Raw genomic sequence first — 20,375 nt, forward strand, 5'->3', positions numbered from 1 at the left:
CGCTCGAGAGGGCCGCATCGCAAATCGATGCAAAACGCCGCGTTTCATCGTGCATTACAAGCGTGTTCTGCTGCGTGGGGATTTTTGTCGGCGATATATGCCGCGCCTGCGGCTCTACGATTTTGCCATGGCGGCGGCGCGCTCAAGACGCACCGCCCGGGACCCACTGCAGTCACACAGGAAACCTTTCTCATGGACAGCTTCAATCCGGACGACGTCGCGATTCGCAGCGGGCATTTTATCGGCGGTGAGTATGTCGACGAGAACGAGCGCGGCGGTGAGCGCCGCATCGAGGTGGCGCGCCCCTCGGACGGCGTGATCTATGCCTCCGTGCCGGTCGCCGGCGGCGAGATGGTGGACCGCGCGGTGGAGAACGCCTGGCAAGCCTTCAGAACAAGCGGCTGGGCGCGCATGGCGCCGCGCGAGCGCGCGAAGATCCTGCGCCGCTTCGCCGAGCTGGTCGAAGCCGATGCGCCGTTCCTGGGCCGTCTGGAGGCGCTCGGTTCGACGCGTCCGATTGCTCAGGCAGTGGGCTGGGACGTGCCGTTCACCGCCGAAGGTATTCGCTTCTACGCTGAGTTCGCCGACAAGGTGGGTGGCGATGTGGCCGCGACCGACCACGACCACCTTGGCATGACGATCGCCGAGCCGTACGGCGTGATCGGGGCGATCGCGCCATGGAATTTCCCGCTGGTGATGGCGTCGTGGAAGATCGCGCCTGCACTGGCGGCGGGCAACGCCGTCGTGCTGAAGCCCTCGGAAATGACGCCGTTCTCGGTGTTGCGGCTCGCCGAACTGGCCGTGCAGGCGGGTGTGCCGGCCGGCATCTTCAACGTGATTCAGGGCGATGGCCGTGTCACCGGTGACGAACTGGTGCGCCATCCGAAGATCAGCAAAGTTACCTTCACCGGTTCCACGCGTACCGGCGCCGCGATCATGGCGGCCTGCGCCAACAGCGGCACGAAGCCGGTCACGCTCGAACTGGGCGGCAAGAGTCCGCAAATCGTGTTCGCCGACGCCCCGCGTCTCGACGACGTAGCGCGCCGGATTGCCGGCGCTATTACCGGCAATGCCGGCCAGGTGTGCGTGGCGGGTTCGCGGCTGCTGGTCGAGCGAAGCCTGGCGGAGCCGCTCGCCGAGCGCATCGGCAAGGTCTTCGCCGAGTTGAAGCCTGGTGCGACGTGGGCCGCTGGTACGACGTTGTCGCCGATCATCTCCGCGCCACAGGCGGCGCGCATTGAAGGGATCGTCGGACGCACGCTGGAGGCGGGCGCGACGTTGCGGTTTGGCGGCGTGCGGGCCAACGTTGGGGCGAATGGCGCGTTCTATACACCTACCTTGCTCACGGACGTCACCGCTCACTCCGAGGCCGTGCGCGAAGAAGTGTTCGGCCCTGTGCTGACACTGCAAACCTTCGACACCGAAGAAGAAGCGCTCGCACTCGCCCAGCATCCCGAGTACGGCCTCGCTGCCGGCGTGCACACCGCCGACCTCGGCCGGGCGCTGCGCCTCGTGCGCGGCCTCGAAGCGGGAACGGTCTGGGTCAACCGCTACGGCCGGACTTCCGACTTCATGATCCCCACCGGTGGCTACAAGCGTTCGGGCATCGGCAAGGACCTCGGTCGCCAGGCTTACGAGGCAAACCTGCGCTTCAAGAGCGTGTTGATCGACTTGCGGCCTTGATGTCAGCAAGGACTCGTAAGCGGAAACCCGTACGCGGTTTCACGGGTTCGGCTTTCACCGGTCCGTGCAACGAACCGGCCAGAGCCGAATCCCGCAAAGCCAATACGGACGGGGCTTTCAGCCCACCCACCGCAGACTGTGCTGCGCAGCGGCCTAAAAACGCATGGTTTGTGTCATCAGCGGCGCCCTAATCAGGAACATCTATGTTTTTGCGCTGATTAAATCTTTAACAGAAGTGAGCTTGAACTGTTTTCGTCACTGAACTCAATGTGAGTTCACCACCACGATAGGACTGCACCATGATCGATTTCGAACCGAAGTACATCACCTTCGACTGCTACGGCACGCTGACAAAATTTCGCATGGCCGACATGACCCGCGAAATGTTCGGCCATGTGCTGCAAGGCGACGACCTGGAGAAGCTCGTTACGTTCTACTCCGGCTATCGTCGTGACGAAGTGCTCGGTGCATGGAAGCCGTATCGCGACGTGGTCGTCAATGCGTTGCGCCGCGCCTGCAAGCGCATGAATGTCGAATTCAATGAAGTGGAAGCCGAGAAGATCTACACGGCGGTGCCGACCTGGGGTCCGCATCCGGACGTACCGGAAGGCCTCTCGCGTCTGGCGAAGAAGTACAAGCTGGTGATTCTCTCGAACGCGTCGAACAACCAGATCCAGAGCAACGTCGACAAGCTCGGCGCGCCGTTCCACGCCGTCTTCACGGCAGAGCAGGCGCAGTCGTACAAGCCACGCATGCAAGGCTTCGAATACATGTTCGACCAACTGAATTGCAATCCGGAAGACGTGCTGCACGTGTCGTCGAGCCTGCGCTACGACCTGATGACCGCACACGACCTGGGCATCAAGCACAAGGCTTTCGTCAAGCGCGGCCACGAACCGTCGACGCCGTACTACCAGTACTACGAAGTCAACGACATTCCGCATCTGGCCGCGGAACTCGGCCTGTAAGCGACGTTTGCACATTGATCGCCTCGCTCATTGCCCATCTCAAGGACAGACCGGATGAAGCTCGATTCCTATTGGCTCGACACCGCACCGCCGCTCGTTTCGGCGTGTGAAGGTCCGGTCGAAGGCCAAACCGATGTCGTTGTGATCGGCGGCGGCTTCACCGGACTCTCGGCGGCACAGGCCTTGGGCAAGCGCGGCGCTTCGGTGACGGTGCTCGACGCAGGGCGCATCGGCGGCGGCGCGTCCGGGCGCAACGGCGGGCAGGTCAATACCGGCGTCGCGCAGGACTTCGTCGCGCTGGTTGCGCAACTCGGTGTGGAGCGGGCGAGCGCCTGCTACCGCGCGTTTTCGGATGCGGTCGATACGGTCGAGCGTCTGATTCGCGAGGAAAACATCGATTGCAATTACAGCGCGACCGGCAAGCTGAAACTGGCGTCGAAACCGCATCACCTGGCGCATCTGGAGAAGACGGCGGAGTTGATCCGGCGCGAAGTCGATACGGATATCGAATTAATCGGACGTGAGCGGATTCGCAGCGAGATCCAGTCGGACAGTTTTTACGGCGGGTTACTGCAACGGCACGGCGGCCAGATGCATATGGGCAAGTTCACGGTCGGGCTCGCCGATGCCGCGGTTCGCCGCGGCGCGAAGCTGTATGAAAACGCGGCGGTCACCGCGATCGCGAAGGACGGCGCCGGCTTCAAGATCACCACCGCACGCGGTGAAGTGCGCGCAAAGCAGGTGTTGATCGCCACCGGCCCGTCGCGGCATGGTCCGTTCGGCTGGTACCGGCGGCGGCTTGCGCCGGTGGGTTCGTTCATCGTCGTGACGGAACCGCTGGCGCCGGAACTGCTGGCACAGGTGTTTCCGAACCGGCGCGCGTATACCACCACGCGGTTGATGCATAACTACTTTCGCGTGACGCCCGATTCACGTTTGCTGTTCGGTGGCCGCGCACGCTTCACGGCGTCCGAGCGGCCATCGGACGCGAAGAGCGGCAGGATTCTGCAGCAAGGTCTCGCGGCGATGTTCCCGATGCTGGCCAATGCGCGCATCGACTATTGCTGGGGCGGCCTCGTGGATATGACCGCGGACCGCCTGCCGCATGCCGGGCAGCACGATGGAATTTACTTCTCGCTGGGTTACAGCGGCCACGGCACGCAGATGTCGACGCACATGGGCCAGGTGATGGCCGACGTGATGGACGGCCACGAAGAGCGCAATCCGTGGCGCGAGTCGGAGTGGCCGGCGATTCCAGGCCACACCGGCAAACCCTGGTTCCTGCCGCTGGTGGGGACGTACTACCGCATCAAAGACATTTTCTATTGATTCTTCACTGTTGCATTTGCCATTAAAAACCACGCTGCTATCCCTGTCACCCTCGCGGAGAAGTTCGATGAATAAGGAAACCTCACAATATGACGCTCTTCAACTCGGTACCGAGTTGGAGCGCTTGACGTCAAAAGGCGCGTCGCGGCGCGGCGTGCTGCGCGCGATGGCCGCGGCCGGGATGATGTCGGTGACGGGCGCGGGTCTTCTGACCGCGAGCGGCGAGGCTTTTGCGCAAGCGAAGCCGAAGCAGGGCGGCAAGATCCGGGTGGCGACGCAGTCCGCATCGGCCGCCGACACGCTCGATCCGGCAAAGGGCGCGCTCGGTACGGACTACGTTCGCGGCTTTATGTTCTACAACTGCCTGACCGAACTCGATTCGCATCTCGGCGCGAAGATGGCGCTCGCCACCGCGCTGGAAACGACGGATGCGACGGTGTGGGTCGTCAAGCTGCGCCCCGGCGTGCAGTTCCACGACGGCAAGTCGCTCGCGCCGGCAGACGTGGTGTATTCGATCATGCGTCATAAGGATCCGGCGACGGCGTCGAAAGCGAAGACGCTCGCCGATCAGATCAAGGAAGTGAAGGCGACGGGTCCGAACGAAGTGACGATCACGCTCGAAGGTCCGAACGCCGATCTGCCGGTGATTCTCGCCACCTCGCATTTCCAGATCATCAAGGACGGCACCAAGGATTTCAAAACGGCGGTCGGCACGGGCCCGTTCAAGGTCAAGGAATTCTCGCCGGGCGTGCGTACGGTCGGCGTGAAGAACGAGAAGTACTGGAAGCCGGGCCTGCCGCATCTGGACGAAGTCGAACTGATCGGCATTGGCGACGAGTCGGCGCGTGTGAACGCGCTGCTCTCGGGCGACGTGCAACTGATCAACGCGGTGAGCCCGCGTTCGACCACGCAGATCAAGGGTGCCGGCGGCTTCTCCGTGCTGGAGACGAAGACGGGTCTGTACACCGACCTGGTGGTTCGCGACGAAGGCGGCATTACCGGCAACGACGATTTTCGGCGAGGCATGATGTACCTGCAGGACCGCGAGCAGATGCGCCGCGCGATCTTCCAGGGGTACGGCGCGATCGGCAACGACCAGCCTATCGATCCGACCAACAAGTACTACCTGGCCGGCTTGCCGCAGCGTACCTTCGATCCGGACAAGGCGAAGTTCCATTTCCAGAAGGCGAAGGTCGGCAGCGCGCCGATCCAGATTTTTGCTTCGCCGGCAGCAGAGGGCTCGGTTGAAATGGCGATGTTCCTGCAGCAGGTCGCGCCGCAAGCCGGTCTGAATCTGCAGGTGTCGCGCGTGCCGTCCGATGGTTACTGGTCGAACCACTGGATGAAGCATCCGCTGGGTTTCGGCAACGTCAACGCGCGTCCGAGCGCCGACGTGATCTTCACCCAGTTCTTCAAGTCGGACGCACCGTGGAACGAAGCGAACTGGAAGAGCCCGAAGTTCGACCAGATGCTGCTTGCTGCACGCGGCGAACCGGACGATGCGAAGCGCAAGAAGATTTACGGCGACATGCAGGTGCTGGTGCATGAAAACGGCGGCGTCGGTATTCCGCTGTTCCAGAGTTCGCTCGATGCCTACACGACGAAACTCAAGGGCCTCGGCTCGATTCCGCTGGCTGGCCTGATGGGCTTCATGTTTGCGGAAAACGTCTGGCTGGATGCCTGAGTCGTTCGTGTCTGACGAGCAGTAACAAAGGGTTTCCAGTCTGACGAACTGGGAAGTCGAACCCGGCAATACGCACGCCGCCTGTTTGCGGCGTGCGGCTTTACCCTTGGAGCCGACTTTCGATGAAAGCACATGCGCAACGACTCATCGCCGCGCGCCTTGGCCTCGCGCTGCTTACGCTACTGCTGGTCTCCGCGGTCGTGTTCGCCATCACCGGGCTGCTTCCCGGCGATGCCGCTCAACAGGCGCTCGGCCAGGCGGCAACACCGGAAGCTGTCGCGGCATTGCGGCATCAGTTCGGGCTCGACCAGCCGGCGCTGCAACGCTACTTCGAGTGGCTTTTTCATATTGTCAGCGGCAACTTCGGCACCTCGCTGTCGAATAATCTGCCCGTGAGCGAGCTGATCGCCACGCGCCTGCCGAATTCGCTAGTGCTGGCTGGGCTGACGGCGCTGGTCTCGGTGCCTGTGGCCTTGCTGATTGGAATTTCGTCAGCGATGTTCCGTGGTTCGCTGCTCGATCGCACGCTCAACGTGCTTACGCTCTCGACAGTGGCCGTGCCGGAATTTCTGATCGCCACCATCGCCGTGCTGATCTTCGCCGTCAAGCTGCGCTGGCTGCCGGCGCTGTCGTATCTCTCGGAGGTCCATTCGTTCGGTGCGCTGCTGCGCATCTACGCGATGCCTGTGATGACGCTGTGCTGCGTGATCGTCGCGCAAATGGCGCGCATGACGCGAGCCGCGGTGCTCGATCAGCTCAATTCGTCGTATGTGGAAATGGCGGTGTTGAAGGGCGCGTCGCCCGCCCGTGTGGTGCTGCGGCATGTGTTGCCCAACACCATCGGCCCGATTGCCAATGCGGTGGCGTTGAGCCTGTCGTATCTGTTCGGCGGCGTGGTGATCGTGGAATCGATCTTCAACTATCCCGGCCTCGCGAGCCTGATGGTGGACGCCGTCACCAACCGTGACATGCCGCTCGTGCAGGGCTGCGTGATGGTGTTCTGCGCAGCGTATCTCGCGTTGGTGTTGATCGCCGACCTGTGTCAAATCGTATCCAATCCGAGGCTGCGTCGATGATGAGCCAACCTACCAATCCCCACGTTCCTCATGTTCCCCATGCCACCACCGAGCTGTACGACCTGGGCGTCGATGAACCCGTCATCGAGACGCCGGTCGTCGAAACGGCCGCGCTGAAGCAGGGCGTGTTGAAACGGCTGGTGCACCGCTTCTCCGTGCTCGGCCTGATCGGTCTCGTGCTGGTGACTTTCTGGCTGATCGTCGCGTTCATTGGGCCGCTGGTTGCACCGTATAAAGGCGGAACGCTGACGTCGACGGAGATTTTTGGCCGCTATAGCGCGGCGTATCCGCTCGGCACCGACTATCTCGGCCGCGATATGTTGAGCCGGATTCTCTACGGCGCGCGTTATACGATGGGCCTCGCGCTGGCCGCTGCCGTGCTCGCCAGTTTGATCGGCACGTTCTTCGGTCTGCTCGCCGCGGTGTCCGGGCGCTGGGTCGATGAAATCCTGAGCCGTCTGTTCGACGCGCTGATTTCGATTCCGAGCAAGGTGCTCGCGCTCGTGGTGATTGCGGCGTTCGGTTCGTCGATCCCGATGTTGACGACGGTTGCCGCTTTGGCCTATATCCCCGGCGCATTTCGTATTTCGCGCTCGCTCGCGGTGAACCTGATGGGGCTGGAGTACGTGCAGGTGGCGAGAGCGCGCGGCGAAGGCATCTTCTATATCGCACGCGTCGAAGTGCTGCCGAACATGATTCATCCGATGCTTGCCGATTTCGGTTTGCGCTTCGTGTTCATCGTGCTGCTGCTGAGCGGGCTGAGTTTCCTCGGTCTTGGCGTGCAGCCGCCGAATGCCGATTGGGGGTCGCTCGTGCGCGAGAACATCGGCGGTCTGTCCGAGGGCGCGCCTGCCGTTCTGATGCCGGCCGTTGCGATTGCGACGCTGACCATCGGCATGAATCTGCTGATCGACAACTTGCGGCGTCGTGGCCGTAGCCATGGAGGTGCATGATGGCGGATCGGGACATGATTGAAGTGAAGGGCCTGCGGGTTGTCGCGGGTGCCGCGCCGGGGCCGGTGACGGAGATCGTCAAGGGAGTCGATTTCTCGGTGAAGAAGGGCGAGGTGCTGGCGCTGATCGGCGAGTCCGGCTCGGGCAAGACGACCATCGCGTTGTCCTTGCTCGGCTATGCGCGGGCAGGATGTTCGATCAGCAGCGGCTCGGTGCGCGTCGGCGAGGTGGATGTCCTGTCGCTCGATGCGAAGGGCCGTCGCGCATTGCGGGCACGGACTGTGGCGTATGTCGCGCAGAGTGCGTCGGCAGGCTTCAATCCGGCGCGCACGATCATGGATCAGGTGACCGAGCCGGCATTGCTGCATCACTTGATGACGAAAGACGCGGCGCGCGCGAAAGCGATCGACCTGTTTCGCGCGTTGGCGCTGCCCGCGCCGGAGACGATCGGCGAGCGTTATCCGCATCAGGTGTCCGGCGGCCAGTTGCAGCGTTTGATGGCCGCGATGGCGTTGATCACCGATCCGGCTGTTGTCGTGTTCGACGAGCCGACCACCGCGCTCGATGTCACCACGCAGATCGAAGTGCTCGCGGCCTTCAAGAAAGTGATCCGCGAACTCGGCACGACCGCCGTGTACGTGTCGCACGATCTGGCTGTGGTCGCGCAGATGGCGGACCGCATCGTCGTGCTGAATGGCGGCGCGGTGAAAGAGAACGGCGTGGTCGCGCAAGTGCTCGATGCGCCGGTGGATACTTATACGCGTCAACTGCTTGCCGCTACGCGCCGTCCGGAAGCGGAGCTGGAGACTCCGAAGAATCTCGGCAAACACATCCCGCCGCTGCTCGAAATTCGCGGACTCTCGGCGGGTTATGGACGTATCGATCGCTTCGGCAATCCCGCCGTGCGCGTGCTCGACGACGTCAGTTTGTCGATCCCGCGCGGCAGCACGCTCGGCGTGATCGGTGAATCCGGCTCCGGCAAGACGACGCTCGCGCGCGTGGTGGCCGGTCTTGTCGATCGCGCGGGCGGCGAAGTGTTGTTCGACGGCAAGCCATTGCCCGCACAACTGTCGCGTCGCACACCGGAGCAGTATCGTCAGATCCAGATCGTGTTTCAGAACGCCGATACGGCGCTGAACCCGAGCCATTCGATCGCCGATATCCTGGGCCGTCCGCTCGCGTTCTATCACCATCTGAGTGGCTCGGCTGCGAAGAAACGCATGCTGGAGTTGCTCGATCTGGTGAAGCTGCCGGCTTCGATTGCCACGCGCACGCCTGCCGGACTGTCCGGCGGTCAGAAGCAGCGCGTGAATCTGGCGCGCGCGCTTGCGGCCGACCCCGCGTTGATCCTCTGCGATGAAGTGACCTCCGCGCTCGATACGGTGGTCGGCGCAGCGATTCTCGACCTGCTGGCCGAATTGCGCCGCGAACTCGGCGTGTCGTACATGTTCATCAGCCACGATATCTCGACCGTGCGGGCGATCTGCGACGAAGTGATCGTGTTGTACGCGGGGCATCGCGTGGAAGCCGGGCAGCGTGACGTGCTCGCGGCGCCGCCGTATCACCCGTACACGGAATTGCTGGTGGATTCGGTGCCCGCTTTGAAACCGGGCTGGCTCGATGCGCGCCGCGAGATCGGTTGTGCCACGCTGCCGGCGATGGGTGAGAGCGCGGATATTCCCGAGTTGTGCGCGTTTCGCGCGCGCTGCCCAGTGCGTATCGACGGAATGTGCAATATGACGCCGCCGTCCCTTAAGAAATTGCCTTCGGGCGCGGAGATTCTTTGCCATCATCCGGCCGCCGAGTTGAATCGCTTGCAGACCGAAGAGGCGGCCCCGGTATGAACGGACGATTTGTGCGACTCGCGGAGACGGGGCGCAAGACGTTTCCGATTACCGTGGACGGTGTCGTGCGCGAAGCCGCCGAGGGTGACACCTTGATGGTTGCCTTGCTGACCGGCGTGAGCACGTTGCGCGATTCCGAATTCGGCGATGGCCGCCGCGCCGGTTTCTGTTTGATGGGCGCGTGCCAGGATTGTTGGGTCTGGACCGCACAAGGCGAACGCATGCGGGCGTGCAGCACGCCTGCGGCGCCGGGCATGTCGATCGTGACGAAGCTGGCCGAAGCCGCGGAGGGTGTATGGCCCCGCGTGTAGTGATCATCGGCACCGGGCCGGCGGGCGTGCGCGCCGCAGAGGCGCTGGTTGAAGCGGGGCTGCGGCCGACGGTTATCGATGAAGGGCGGCGTGACGGTGGCCAGATCTATCGGCGGCAACCGGAAGGGTTTTCGCGTAGCTACGAGACCTTGTACGGCACCGAAGCTGAACGCGCCGCTTCGCTGCACGAAAGCTTCGATGCGCTGAAGGGCAAGATCGATTATCTGCCGGAAACGCTGGTCTGGAATATTTCGCCGAACACCGTGCATCTGGCAAGCGGCACGCGCTACCAGACGCTAAGGTTCGATTCCCTGATCGTTTGCAGCGGGGCGACGGACCGGCTGATGCCGGTCAAGGGCTGGCACCAGGCCGGCACGTATAGCCTCGGCGGCGCGCAGGTCGCGCTGAAATCGCAGGGCTGTGCGATCGGCTCGCGTATCGTGATGATGGGCAGCGGCCCGCTGCTGTATCTCGTTGCTGCGCAATATGTGAAGGCGGGCGCACAGGTGGCCGCCGTGCTCGATACGTCGACGTTCATGCAGCGTGTGGCTGCGCTGCCGCGTTTGCTGGCGATTCCTGCTGCGCTCAAAAAGGGTATTGCGTTGACGCGTGTGCTCGCAAAGGCTCGCGTGCTGGTATATCGCGGCGTGCAGCCTTTGGAGATTCAAGGTTCGCCGCAAGAGGGCGTGAGCGGCGTCGTGGTTGCGTTGCCCGGCGGCGAACGCCTGGCGCTGGCGTGCGATGCCGTTGCGCTCGGTTATCACCTGCGTCCCGAGACGCAGCTTGCGGATCTCGCGGGGTGCCGCTTCCTGTTTGACGACAACACGCAGCAATGGCTTCCGCAAATCGACGACGACGGCCGTAGCAGCATCAAGGGCGTCTACCTCGCGGGAGACGGCGCAAGAGTGCGCGGTGCGGACGCAGCCGAACGTTCGGGCCGTCTCGCGGCCTTGGCGGCGTTGCGCGATCACGGCATGCATGTTGGAGGCGTCGAGCAGTTGCGCGCCGAACTCGCACGTTTCACACGCTTTGCCGCGGGCTTACGCGAAGCCTTTCCGTGGCCGGCGAAATTCGCCGCGTCCTTGCCGGATGAAACGATCGTCTGCCGTTGTGAAGCGATTACAGCGGGCGAACTGCGTCGTGTGGTGCACGCGACCGGCGCGCAGGAAACCAATCGCGCCAAGGCGTTTTCGCGCGTCGGCATGGGCCGCTGCCAGGGGCGTTATTGCGGTCACGCAGGCGCTGAGATCATTGCGGCGGCGGCTTGTGTGCCGTTGTCCTCAGTGGGACGGCTGCGCGGCCAGGCGCCCGTTAAACCGCTACCTGTGGCGCTTACCGAAGAGGTGAGCGAATGAGTACGACGACTACAAACGAAGCCGACGTGATCGTGATCGGTGGCGGCATCATGGGGACGACGACCGCCTTCTTCCTGCGTCAGCGTAGGCGTTCGGTAATCCTGCTCGAACGTGGGCTCACGGGACAACAGGCGAGTGGCGTGAACTTCGGCGGCATTCGCCGGCAAGGTCGCGCGCTGCCGCAACTGGCAATGGCGAATCGCGCACTGCGCACATGGCAACGCTCCACGGAACTGCTCGGTGAAGACATCGAGTTTCTGGCGTCGGGCCACACACGCGTGTGCTACCACCAGAAGGACGTGGAGAATTTCGATCAATATGCGATCGACGCCCGCGCGTATGGTCTCGACCTCAAGGTGCTGCACGGCGACGCCATGTTTCAGCGCTTTCCGTTTCTCGGACGCGAGGTGTTGGCGGCATCGATTTCGCCACTCGATGGCCACGCCAATCCGCGTCTCGCTGCACCTGCGTTTGGTCGTGCAGCCGCGCGGCTCGGCGCCCAGGTGATCGAGAACACCGAGATCGTGCGCGTCGAAAAAGGCGGCGACCGGTTTCGCGTGGAGAGCGCGGGCGGCGAGGTGTATTGGGCCGCGCAACTCGTGATCTGCGCGGGCGCCTGGGCGAGCCGTCTCACCGAACAGTTCGGCGAACCCGTTCCGCTTGTCGCGAGCGGACCGCAGATGGCCGTGACCGAGCCGGTGCCGTATGTGTTCAAGTCGTCGATGGGGGTGTTCACATCGATCAAGGAAGAGAGCATCTATTTTCGCCAGATTCCGCGCGGCAATATCATTCTCGGTGGCGGTCCCGCTGGGCCGGCGGATGCCGTGACGTGCCGCGCATCGGTGCTGCCGCGCAATACCGTGCGGCAAGTCGCGCAGTTGCGGCGGCTCGTGCCGGCGATGGCGCCGCTGCATGTGATCCGCGTGTGGAGCGGCGTGGAAAGTTATCTGCCGGACGGTGAGCCGGTGATCGGGCCGAGCAGCAAGGTCGACGGTCTTTACTACGCGTTCGGTTTTTGCGGCTCAGGTTTCCAGATCGGTCCGGGTGTTGGCGAGACGCTGGCCGAACTCGTCGATACAGGTCGTACGGACATTCCCCTCGACGTGTTTTCCGTCACCCGGTTCGCGAAGCAAGCCGCGCCCCGCTCGACTATCGCGACGTCATGAAACAGTCCATCAGCCTCAATGCCGCCCGGGCGTTTATCGAAGCCCATTTCGACGAGCCGGTGACGCTCGCGCAACTCGCTGCGCTGTCCGCGCTCAGCGTGTCGCGCTTCGCGACGGTGTTTCGTCAGCAGTATGGTTCGTCGCCATATCGCTATCTGTGCGGGTTGCGGATTCAGCGGGCGCAGACTTTGTTGCTCGAAGGTGTGCCGGGATCGGTCGTCGCGACGGAAGTGGGATTCTTCGATCAAAGCCACTTTGGCCGGCATTTCAAGCGATGCTGTGGAATGACACCCAGCATGTTCATCGCGCGCGCTGGCGCGAACGCGGCGAAGAATGCTGTGAAGCATGGTGGCGTGGTTCAGGCTACTGCGCCGCGTTCAGCTTCCGCCATAACGTCGTCTTGCTGATGCCGAGCGCCTGGCAAACCGCATCGCGATCGCCGTCGCAGGCGGCGAGGGCGGCGCGGATTTCGTCTGCTTCCACGTGACGGCTGCGCTGGCGTAACGTTAGCGCTGCTTTCTTCGTGCGCGTGTGGGGTTGATCGAAGATTTCAGGTGCGACGGTGCGCAGAACCTCGCGCGTGAAGACGGTTTCTGCTGCGCTGTTTGAATCCGTGCCCGTGCCCATATCCGCATCTGCCAGTTCAACCGCAATCCGCTCGATCACGTTCTGTAGTTCACGCACGTTTCCCGGCCACGTGTAACGCTTAAACGGCTCGCTGAGACTAGCGAGAACGCGCTTCGCCGCATCCGCATCGGGCAAGCGAGCCGCCAGTCTCGGCTCACGCGACGCCGCCTGCAGCAACAGTTCGACCGCGAGCGGCAGCAGATCGTTTGGCCGCTCACGCAGCGGCGGCAGTGCGATGCTCAGAATGTTGAGCCGGTAGTAAAGATCGGCACGAAAACTGCCGACCTCGATGCCCTCGGTCAACGCACGATGCGTCGCCGCGACGACCCGGATGTCCACTCGCGTCGGCTCTGTCGAGCCAAGCCGCACGACTTCACGTTCCTGCAGCACGCGCAACAGCCGGCTTTGCAACGACAGCGGCATTTCGGCGATTTCATCGAGAAACAGCGTGCCGCGGTGCGCCACTTCGATCAGCCCCGCCTTGCCGCCTTTGCGTGCGCCGGTGAACGCACCCTCCTCATAACCGAACAACTCACTCTCGAGCAACGCCTCAGGAAACGCGCCGCAATTGATAGCGACGAAGGCGAAGTCGCGCCTCGCGCTCAGCTGATGCATGCTCTGCGCGACCATCTCCTTGCCTGTGCCGCTTTCGCCAAGAATCAGCACGGTGGCGTCCGATTTGGCGTAGCGCTGCACGAGCGTACGGACCCGTTCGATCGAATCGGATACACCGACGATATCGCCAAGCTGATAACGCGCGCTGAACTGTTGAACGCGCTGCCGCGAGCGCAACGTGCGGTCGAGCCGTTCGACCGCGCGCGATTCCTGAAACGTCAGCACGGTGCCTGCCGCCGAGCTGCTGCTCGCGAGCGGCCCGCGATGCACGACGTAGCTCGCGCCACGCACCGTGCAGAACGTGTCGCCGTCCGCGTCCGGCAAGCTGCCGGCGAGATCCGGCGCGAGATCGAGCAGCGCTCGGCCCACTGCCTGTGCTGCATCGATGCCGAGCACGCTGGCAAGCCGCTGGTTCATCGCTTCGACGCGCCCTTGCGCATCGAGCGCGACGACGCCGTCGCGCAGATGCTGCAGCAGATTGTCGAGCCGTTGACGCCGAACTGTTTCGCGGCGGGTGGCCTGTGCGACTTCGAGTGCGGTATCGAACGCGGCGCGTACCGATGCGCGTGAATACAGAAACACCGCGCCCATGCCGGCGTTCGCCGCGAGATCAGCGATGAGCCCAGGGCCGACCACGGCCTGGATGCCGCGATCGCGCAGATCGAGAACGACACTCTCCGCATCCTGCGCCGATTGATACGACGCAAATGTCACGTCGATGCCGTACGCGGCGATGAAGCGCCGCACTTCGTCTGGCGTGTTGCCGTGCGTGACGAGTGCGACTTTGGCGCCGTCGCGCCGTGCTCGCGCTAGCGCGTGCATCACGTCGAAGCCGGTTGGGCCGATCAGCACGACCGGTACGCTGACGCGCGTTTTCAGATACGCGCCGTTGGAGCCGCCGGCAATCACGACATCCGGACGCCCGGCGCCGACCGCGTCGATCTCATGCACGGCGTCTTCGAAGCCATGCGCGACGATGCGCAGATCGGCGCGTTCGACGTACTCGCCGGCAATGTCGAAAAACAGATCACGCAGACGGCTGATGCTGACGGCCCAGATACGAGGGCGCTGCGCGGGGTCGAAGGGGGGCGTGCTCACGGCGGGGCTCGTTGTCTGGAGAGAGGCGGGAAGGGCGAGAAGTCCGCCTATTATGCACCTGTCGTTTTCGAATTTGAAATCTTCGATTTCACTTGTGAAATCAGGTGGCGATGTACCCAGGACAGGATTTTTTGTTAAATCAGGCACTTAGCGGCGTGCGGTCCGCATGGCCCATTCTTTGCGTTATAGCCACCGTTTTCACCGGTTACCGCATCGAAACCCCGCAAGACAAGCTCGGCGCGCTGATTGCCGCACGAACGCAACCCCGCAGTTGGAGACGAAATTATGAGTGAAGCCGATAACAGCACGCCGAACGCAGGCGCCTTCAAACCGAAGAAATCCGTCGCCCTGTCTGGCGTGACGGCTGGCAACACTGCCCTTTGCACGGTCGGCAAGACCGGCAACGACCTGCACTACCGCGGCTACGACATTCTCGACATCGCCGGTGCATGCGAATTCGAAGAGATCGCGTATCTGCTGGTCCACGAAAAGCTGCCGACGCAGGCCGAACTGACCGCCTACAAGACCAAACTCAAGGCGCTGCGCGGTCTGCCCGCTAACGTCAAAGCCGCGCTGGAATGGATTCCGGCTGCCGCGCACCCGATGGATGTGATGCGCACCGGCGTGTCGGTGCTCGGCACCGTGCTGCCCGAGAAAGACGACCACAACCTGCCGGGCGCACGCGACATCGCCGACAAGCTGATGGCCTCGCTCGGTTCGATGCTGCTGTACTGGTACCACTACTCGCACAACGGCAAGCGCATCGAAGTCGAAACCGATGACGATTCGATCGGCGGCCACTTCCTGCATCTGCTGCACGGTGTGGAACCGTCGGAGGCATGGGTCGACGCGATGCATGTGTCGCTGAACCTGTATGCCGAGCATGAATTCAACGCGTCGACGTTCACGGGCCGGGTGATCGCCGGTACTGGTTCGGATATTTACTCGGCGATTACCGGTGCAATCGGTGCGCTGCGCGGCCCGAAGCACGGTGGCGCTAACGAAGTCGCATTTGAAATCCAATCGCGCTATCAAACGCCGGATGAGGCCGAGGCCGATATCCGCAAGCGCGTCGAGAACAAGGAAGTGGTGATCGGTTTCGGTCACCCGGTGTACACGATTTCCGACCCGCGCAACAAGGTCATCAAGGAAATCGCGAAGAAGCTGTCGAAGGAAGCGGGCAACAACAAGCTCTTCAACATCGCCGAGCGCCTGGAGTCGGTGATGTGGGAAGCGAAGAAGATGTTCCCGAATCTCGACTGGTTCAGCGCGGTTTCGTATCACATGATGGGTGTGCCCACGGCGATGTTCACGCCGCTGTTCGTGATCGCCCGTACGGCAGGCTGGAGCGCGCACATTATCGAGCAGCGGATCGACAACAAGATCATTCGTCCGAGTGCGAATTACACCGGTCCCGACGATCTGCCGTTCGTGCCGCTGGCCAAACGCGTCTAAGCGAGTAAGCGCAAAGCCGCAAGCGTTTCTCCTCCATTGCGTCTCGTGAGCGCGGCGTAATGAAGTTTGGGCCTTGGCTCGCTGGAACCCCCGAGCCAAGGCTGTTTTTTTGCGGAGCTTATTGCAGTGCCTGGTGCGACACGTTGTCCGGCGCATCAACAAAACACACGGCAAGCCGGCGCACCGCCGCAAGCTATAAACTACACAGACTGTCCGATTGATGCGCCAGCGAAGCGCCGACTGAAAGAGGGGCAGCGGATTGTGAAGCACGGCTGCCGCCATCGTCCCCGGATCATTTTTGTTTTGTCCCCTAAGCCATGAATACTGCCAACCGCAAACGCCTTCCCGGCACCCAACTGGATTTCTTCGACACGCGTGCCGCCGTCGATGCAATTCAACCCGGCGCCTATGACAAGCTGCCGTACACCTCGCGCGTGCTGGCCGAAAACCTCGTGCGCCGCTGCGATCCGGTGACGTTGACGGCGTCGCTCAAGCAGATTATCGAACGCAAGCGCGAGCTGGATTTTCCGTGGTTCCCGGCGCGCGTGGTGTGTCACGACATTCTCGGCCAGACCGCGTTGGTCGACCTCGCCGGTCTGCGCGATGCGATCGCGTTACAAGGCGGCGATCCTGCGATGGTCAACCCGGTTGTGCCGACGCAGCTCGTAGTGGATCACTCGCTTGCCGTCGAGTGCGGCGGTTTCGATCCGGATGCGTTCGCGAAGAACCGCGCCATTGAAGATCGCCGCAATGAAGACCGCTTCGACTTTATCAACTGGACCAAGCGCGCGTTCAAGAACGTCGACGTGATTCCGCCGGGCAACGGCATCCTGCATCAGATAAACCTCGAGCGCATGAGCCCGGTGGTGCAGGTGAAAGACGGTGTGGCTTTCCCCGATACGCTGGTCGGCACCGACTCGCATACGCCGATGGTGGATGCGCTCGGTGTGATCGCAATCGGCGTGGGTGGTCTTGAAGCGGAAAGCGTAATGCTGGGCCGCGCGTCTTATATGCGGCTGCCGGATATCGTCGGTGTGGAGCTCACGGGCAAGCCGGCTGAGGGCATCACGGCGACCGACGTTGTGCTCTCGCTGACCGAATTCCTGCGTAAAGAAAAAGTGGTAGGCGCCTACCTCGAGTTCTACGGCGCAGGCACGGCCAACCTGACGCTCGGCGATCGCGCGACCATCGCCAACATGGCGCCCGAATTCGGCGCGACGGCGGCGATGTTCTACATCGATGAGCAGACCATCAAGTACCTCAAGCTCACCGGCCGCGACGACGAACTCGTCAAGCTGGTCGAGACCTACGCAAAGGAAACCGGCCTGTGGGGCGATACGTTGAAGCACGCCGAATATGAGCGCGTGCTGAAGTTCGATCTGTCTACCGTGGTGCGCACGCTGGCGGGGCCGTCGAATCCGCATCGTCGTTTGCCGGTTTCCGAACTGGCTGCGCGCGGCATCAGCGGCAAGGTGGAGAACGAGCTGGGTCTGATGCCGGACGGCGCGGTGATCATCGCTGCGATCACGAGCTGCACGAACACCAACAATCCGCGCAACATGATCGCCGCCGGCTTGCTGGCGCGTAACGCCAATCAACGTGGACTCACCCGCAAGCCGTGGGCGAAGACTTCGCTCGCGCCAGGGTCGAAGGCGGTCACGTTGTATCTGGAAGAAGCCGGCCTGCTGCCGGAACTGGAGCAACTGGGCTTCGGCGTGGTCGCGTATGCATGCACGTCGTGCAACGGCATGTCGGGTGCGTTGGATCCGGTGATCCAGAAGGAAATCGTCGATCGTGATCTGTATGCGACGGCGGTGCTGTCCGGTAACCGTAACTTCGACGGCCGTATCCATCCGTACGCGAAGCAGGCTTTCCTCGCTTCGCCGCCTCTCGTGGTGGCCTATGCGATTGCCGGCACGATCCGCTTCGACATTGAGAAGGATGTGCTGGGCGTCGACGCTGCCGGCAACGAGATCAAGCTGAAAGACATCTGGCCGTCAGATGAAGAGATCGACGCGATCGTCGCTTCGAGCGTGAAGCCGGAGCAGTTCCGCAAGGTGTATGAGCCGATGTTCGCGGTCTCTGTCGATACCGGTGAGAAGGCTGATCCGTTGTACGACTGGCGTCCGATGAGCACGTATATCCGCCGTCCGCCGTATTGGGAGGGCGCGCTTGCTGGTGAGCGGACGCTTGCGGGCATGCGTCCGCTGGCTGTGCTGGGCGACAACATCACGACTGACCACCTGTCGCCGTCGAATGCGATTCTGGCGGACAGCGCGTCGGGTGAGTACCTCGCCAAGATGGGCTTGCCGGAAGAGGACTTCAATTCGTACGCAACGCACCGTGGCGATCACCTGACCGCACAGCGTGCCACCTTCGCGAATCCGACGCTGAAGAACGAGATGGTGCTGGAAGACGGCAAGGTGAAGGCCGGGTCGTTGGCGCGCATCGAGCCGGAGGGCAAGGTGACTCGCATGTGGGAGGCGATCGAAACCTACATGGAACGCAAGCAGCCGCTGATCGTGATTGCCGGTGCTGACTACGGTCAGGGTTCGTCGCGTGACTGGGCGGCGAAGGGCGTGCGTCTTGCCGGCGCGGAAGCGATTGTTGCGGAAGGGTTCGAGCGGATTCACCGCACGAATCTGGTGGGCATGGGTGTGTTGCCGCTGGAATTCAAGCCTGGTGTTAATCGCCTCACGCTCGCTATCGACGGTACTGAAACCTTCGACGTGATCGGCGAACGCAAACCGCGTGCGGATCTCACGCTCGTTATCAATCGTAAGAACGGTGAGCGCGTCGAGGTACCGGTGACGTGCCGCCTGGATACGGCGGAAGAGGTGTCGATCTATGAAGCCGGCGGCGTGTTGCAACGCTTCGCACAGGACTTTCTTGAATCGACGAAGGCTGCGGCTTAAGGCTTTTGAGCTTCTCTCATCAGGACACTACTTTCATGGCTCACAAACCTCAGATCAAGATTCCGGCGACGTACATGCGCGGCGGCACCAGCAAAGGCGTGTTCTTTCGGCTGCAGGATTTGCCGGAGGCGGCCCAGGTGCCAGGCGCCGCGCGCGATGCGCTGCTGATGCGTGTGATCGGCAGTCCGGACCCGTATGGCAAGCAGATCGACGGGATGGGCGGCGCGACTTCCAGCACGAGCAAGACGGTCATCATCGCGAAGAGCAGCAAGCCGGATCATGATGTGGACTATCTGTTCGGGCAGGTTTCTATCGATAAGGCATTTGTCGATTGGAGCGGCAATTGCGGGAATCTTTCTGCCGCGGTGGGGCCGTTTGCGATTAGCGCGGGTCTCGTCGATGCGAGCCGGATTCCGCAGAACGGCGTGGCTGTTGTGCGTATCTGGCAGGCGAATATCGGCAAGACGATCATCGGCCATGTGCCTATTACCGATGGCGCTGTGCAGGAAACTGGCGACTTTGAACTCGATGGCGTGACGTTTCCGGCTGCCGAAGTTCAGCTCGAATTCATGGACCCGGCTGCTGAAGAAGACGGCGCCGGCGGCGCGATGTTCCCGACGGGGAATCTGGTCGATGACCTCGAGGTGCCGGGTGTCGGCACGCTGAAGGCGACGATGATTAACGCCGGTATCCCGACCATTTTCGTGGACGCGGAAGCGATCGGTTATAAGGGCACCGAACTACAGGACGCGATCAATAGCGACGAGAAGGCGCTCGCGATGTTCGAAACCATTCGCGCGCATGGTGCTGTGCGCATGGGTCTGATCAAGAACATCGATGAGATCGCGACGCGGCAGCATACGCCGAAGGTTGCGTTTGTCGCCAAGCCTGCGGACTACGTGGCTTCCAGCGGCAAGCGTGTTGCTGCGAGCGATGTCGATCTGCTGGTGCGCGCGATGTCGATGGGCAAGCTGCATCACGCGATGATGGGGACCGCTGCTGTTGCGATTGGTACGGCTGCAGCGATTTCAGGGACGCTGGTGAATCTCGCCGCTGGTGGTGGGGCGCGCGAGGCGGTGCGATTCGGCCATCCGTCGGGGACGCTGCGAGTGGGCGCCGAGGCTAGAGAAGAAGGCGGGGAGTGGGCGGTCACCAAAGCAATCATGAGCCGGAGTGCACGGGTGCTGATGGAGGGATGGGTGAGGGTGCCGGGGGAATGAGGTAACGATTGCCAGCCCGGCATCAATTCAACTAAGTACTTGTATCGCTGATAGACCTGGTCGGACGGTCCGCACC

At 62.5% G+C, this 20,375-nt stretch carries 15 protein-coding genes; 14 read left to right on the plus strand and 1 reads right to left on the minus strand.

All coding sequences use genetic code 11. From position 1 onward, the window contains the following. The first annotated feature begins 192 nt into the window (after positions 1-192). The 11 genes from M0D66_RS07885 (at position 193) to M0D66_RS07935 (ending at position 12,776) form a co-directional block, all read left to right on the plus strand. Positions 193-1,683, plus strand: a complete 1,491-nt coding sequence (locus M0D66_RS07885) for an aldehyde dehydrogenase (RefSeq protein WP_200651205.1) — start codon at positions 193-195, stop codon at positions 1,681-1,683. A gap of 299 nt (positions 1,684-1,982) precedes the next feature. Next, complete coding sequence (locus tag M0D66_RS07890; RefSeq protein ID WP_093641185.1) at positions 1,983-2,651, plus strand: haloacid dehalogenase type II; 669 nt, start codon at positions 1,983-1,985, stop codon at positions 2,649-2,651. A 54-nt stretch (positions 2,652-2,705) separates the two neighbouring features. Then, the gene (locus tag M0D66_RS07895; RefSeq protein WP_266210492.1) at positions 2,706-3,980 is read left to right on the plus strand and encodes an FAD-binding oxidoreductase; all 1,275 of its coding nucleotides are present in this window, start codon (positions 2,706-2,708) and stop codon (positions 3,978-3,980) included. Positions 3,981-4,047: 67 nt separating this feature from the next. Beyond that, complete coding sequence (locus M0D66_RS07900) at positions 4,048-5,664, plus strand: ABC transporter substrate-binding protein (RefSeq protein WP_093641180.1); 1,617 nt, start codon at positions 4,048-4,050, stop codon at positions 5,662-5,664. Positions 5,665-5,786: 122 nt separating this feature from the next. Then, the gene (locus tag M0D66_RS07905; RefSeq protein WP_093641177.1) at positions 5,787-6,740 is read left to right on the plus strand and encodes an ABC transporter permease; all 954 of its coding nucleotides are present in this window, start codon (positions 5,787-5,789) and stop codon (positions 6,738-6,740) included. Further along, positions 6,737-7,693, plus strand: a complete 957-nt coding sequence (locus M0D66_RS07910; protein WP_054039292.1) for an ABC transporter permease — start codon at positions 6,737-6,739, stop codon at positions 7,691-7,693. The genes M0D66_RS07905 and M0D66_RS07910 overlap by 4 nt, the downstream gene beginning before the upstream one ends. Next, a complete protein-coding gene (locus M0D66_RS07915) occupies positions 7,693-9,537 on the plus strand; it encodes an ABC transporter ATP-binding protein (RefSeq protein WP_200619188.1) in 1,845 nt (614 codons plus the stop codon). The genes M0D66_RS07910 and M0D66_RS07915 overlap by 1 nt, the downstream gene beginning before the upstream one ends. Then, positions 9,534-9,848 carry a (2Fe-2S)-binding protein gene (locus M0D66_RS07920; protein WP_054039288.1) on the plus strand — a complete coding sequence of 105 codons (315 nt, stop codon included), beginning with the start codon at positions 9,534-9,536 and terminating at the stop codon, positions 9,846-9,848. The genes M0D66_RS07915 and M0D66_RS07920 overlap by 4 nt, the downstream gene beginning before the upstream one ends. Then, entirely contained in the window at positions 9,833-11,203 is a 1,371-nt protein-coding gene (locus M0D66_RS07925; protein ID WP_266210493.1) for an NAD(P)/FAD-dependent oxidoreductase, read from the plus strand. Before M0D66_RS07920 ends, M0D66_RS07925 begins: the two co-directional genes overlap by 16 nt. Continuing rightward, on the plus strand, positions 11,200-12,369 hold the full coding sequence (locus M0D66_RS07930; protein WP_266210494.1) for an FAD-binding oxidoreductase: 1,170 nt from the start codon (positions 11,200-11,202) through the stop codon (positions 12,367-12,369). The genes M0D66_RS07925 and M0D66_RS07930 overlap by 4 nt, the downstream gene beginning before the upstream one ends. Beyond that, positions 12,366-12,776: an AraC family transcriptional regulator gene (locus tag M0D66_RS07935; RefSeq protein WP_093641162.1), complete on the plus strand. Its 411-nt coding sequence runs from the start codon at positions 12,366-12,368 to the stop codon at positions 12,774-12,776. Before M0D66_RS07930 ends, M0D66_RS07935 begins: the two co-directional genes overlap by 4 nt. On the opposite strand, the gene prpR is transcribed toward M0D66_RS07935, so the two are convergent. After that, entirely contained in the window at positions 12,733-14,709 is a 1,977-nt protein-coding gene (prpR, locus tag M0D66_RS07940) for a propionate catabolism operon regulatory protein PrpR (protein ID WP_266210495.1), read from the minus strand. The two genes, M0D66_RS07935 and prpR, sit on opposite strands and share 44 nt — an antisense overlap. A gap of 285 nt (positions 14,710-14,994) precedes the next feature. Here prpR and prpC point away from each other — a divergent pair, with 285 nt between their 5' ends. The 3 genes from prpC (at position 14,995) to prpF (ending at position 20,299) form a co-directional block, all read left to right on the plus strand. After that, positions 14,995-16,164 carry a 2-methylcitrate synthase gene (gene prpC / locus M0D66_RS07945; RefSeq protein ID WP_266210496.1) on the plus strand — a complete coding sequence of 390 codons (1,170 nt, stop codon included), beginning with the start codon at positions 14,995-14,997 and terminating at the stop codon, positions 16,162-16,164. Positions 16,165-16,481: 317 nt separating this feature from the next. Beyond that, the gene (gene acnD, locus M0D66_RS07950; protein ID WP_266210497.1) at positions 16,482-19,079 is read left to right on the plus strand and encodes a Fe/S-dependent 2-methylisocitrate dehydratase AcnD; all 2,598 of its coding nucleotides are present in this window, start codon (positions 16,482-16,484) and stop codon (positions 19,077-19,079) included. Positions 19,080-19,114: 35 nt separating this feature from the next. Next, positions 19,115-20,299: a 2-methylaconitate cis-trans isomerase PrpF gene (gene prpF, locus M0D66_RS07955; RefSeq protein ID WP_266210498.1), complete on the plus strand. Its 1,185-nt coding sequence runs from the start codon at positions 19,115-19,117 to the stop codon at positions 20,297-20,299. Positions 20,300-20,375: the final 76 nt, after the last annotated feature.

The organism is Paraburkholderia sp. SECH2 (assembly GCF_030464795.1).
Classification (GTDB): Bacteria; Pseudomonadota; Gammaproteobacteria; order Burkholderiales; family Burkholderiaceae; genus Paraburkholderia; species Paraburkholderia aspalathi.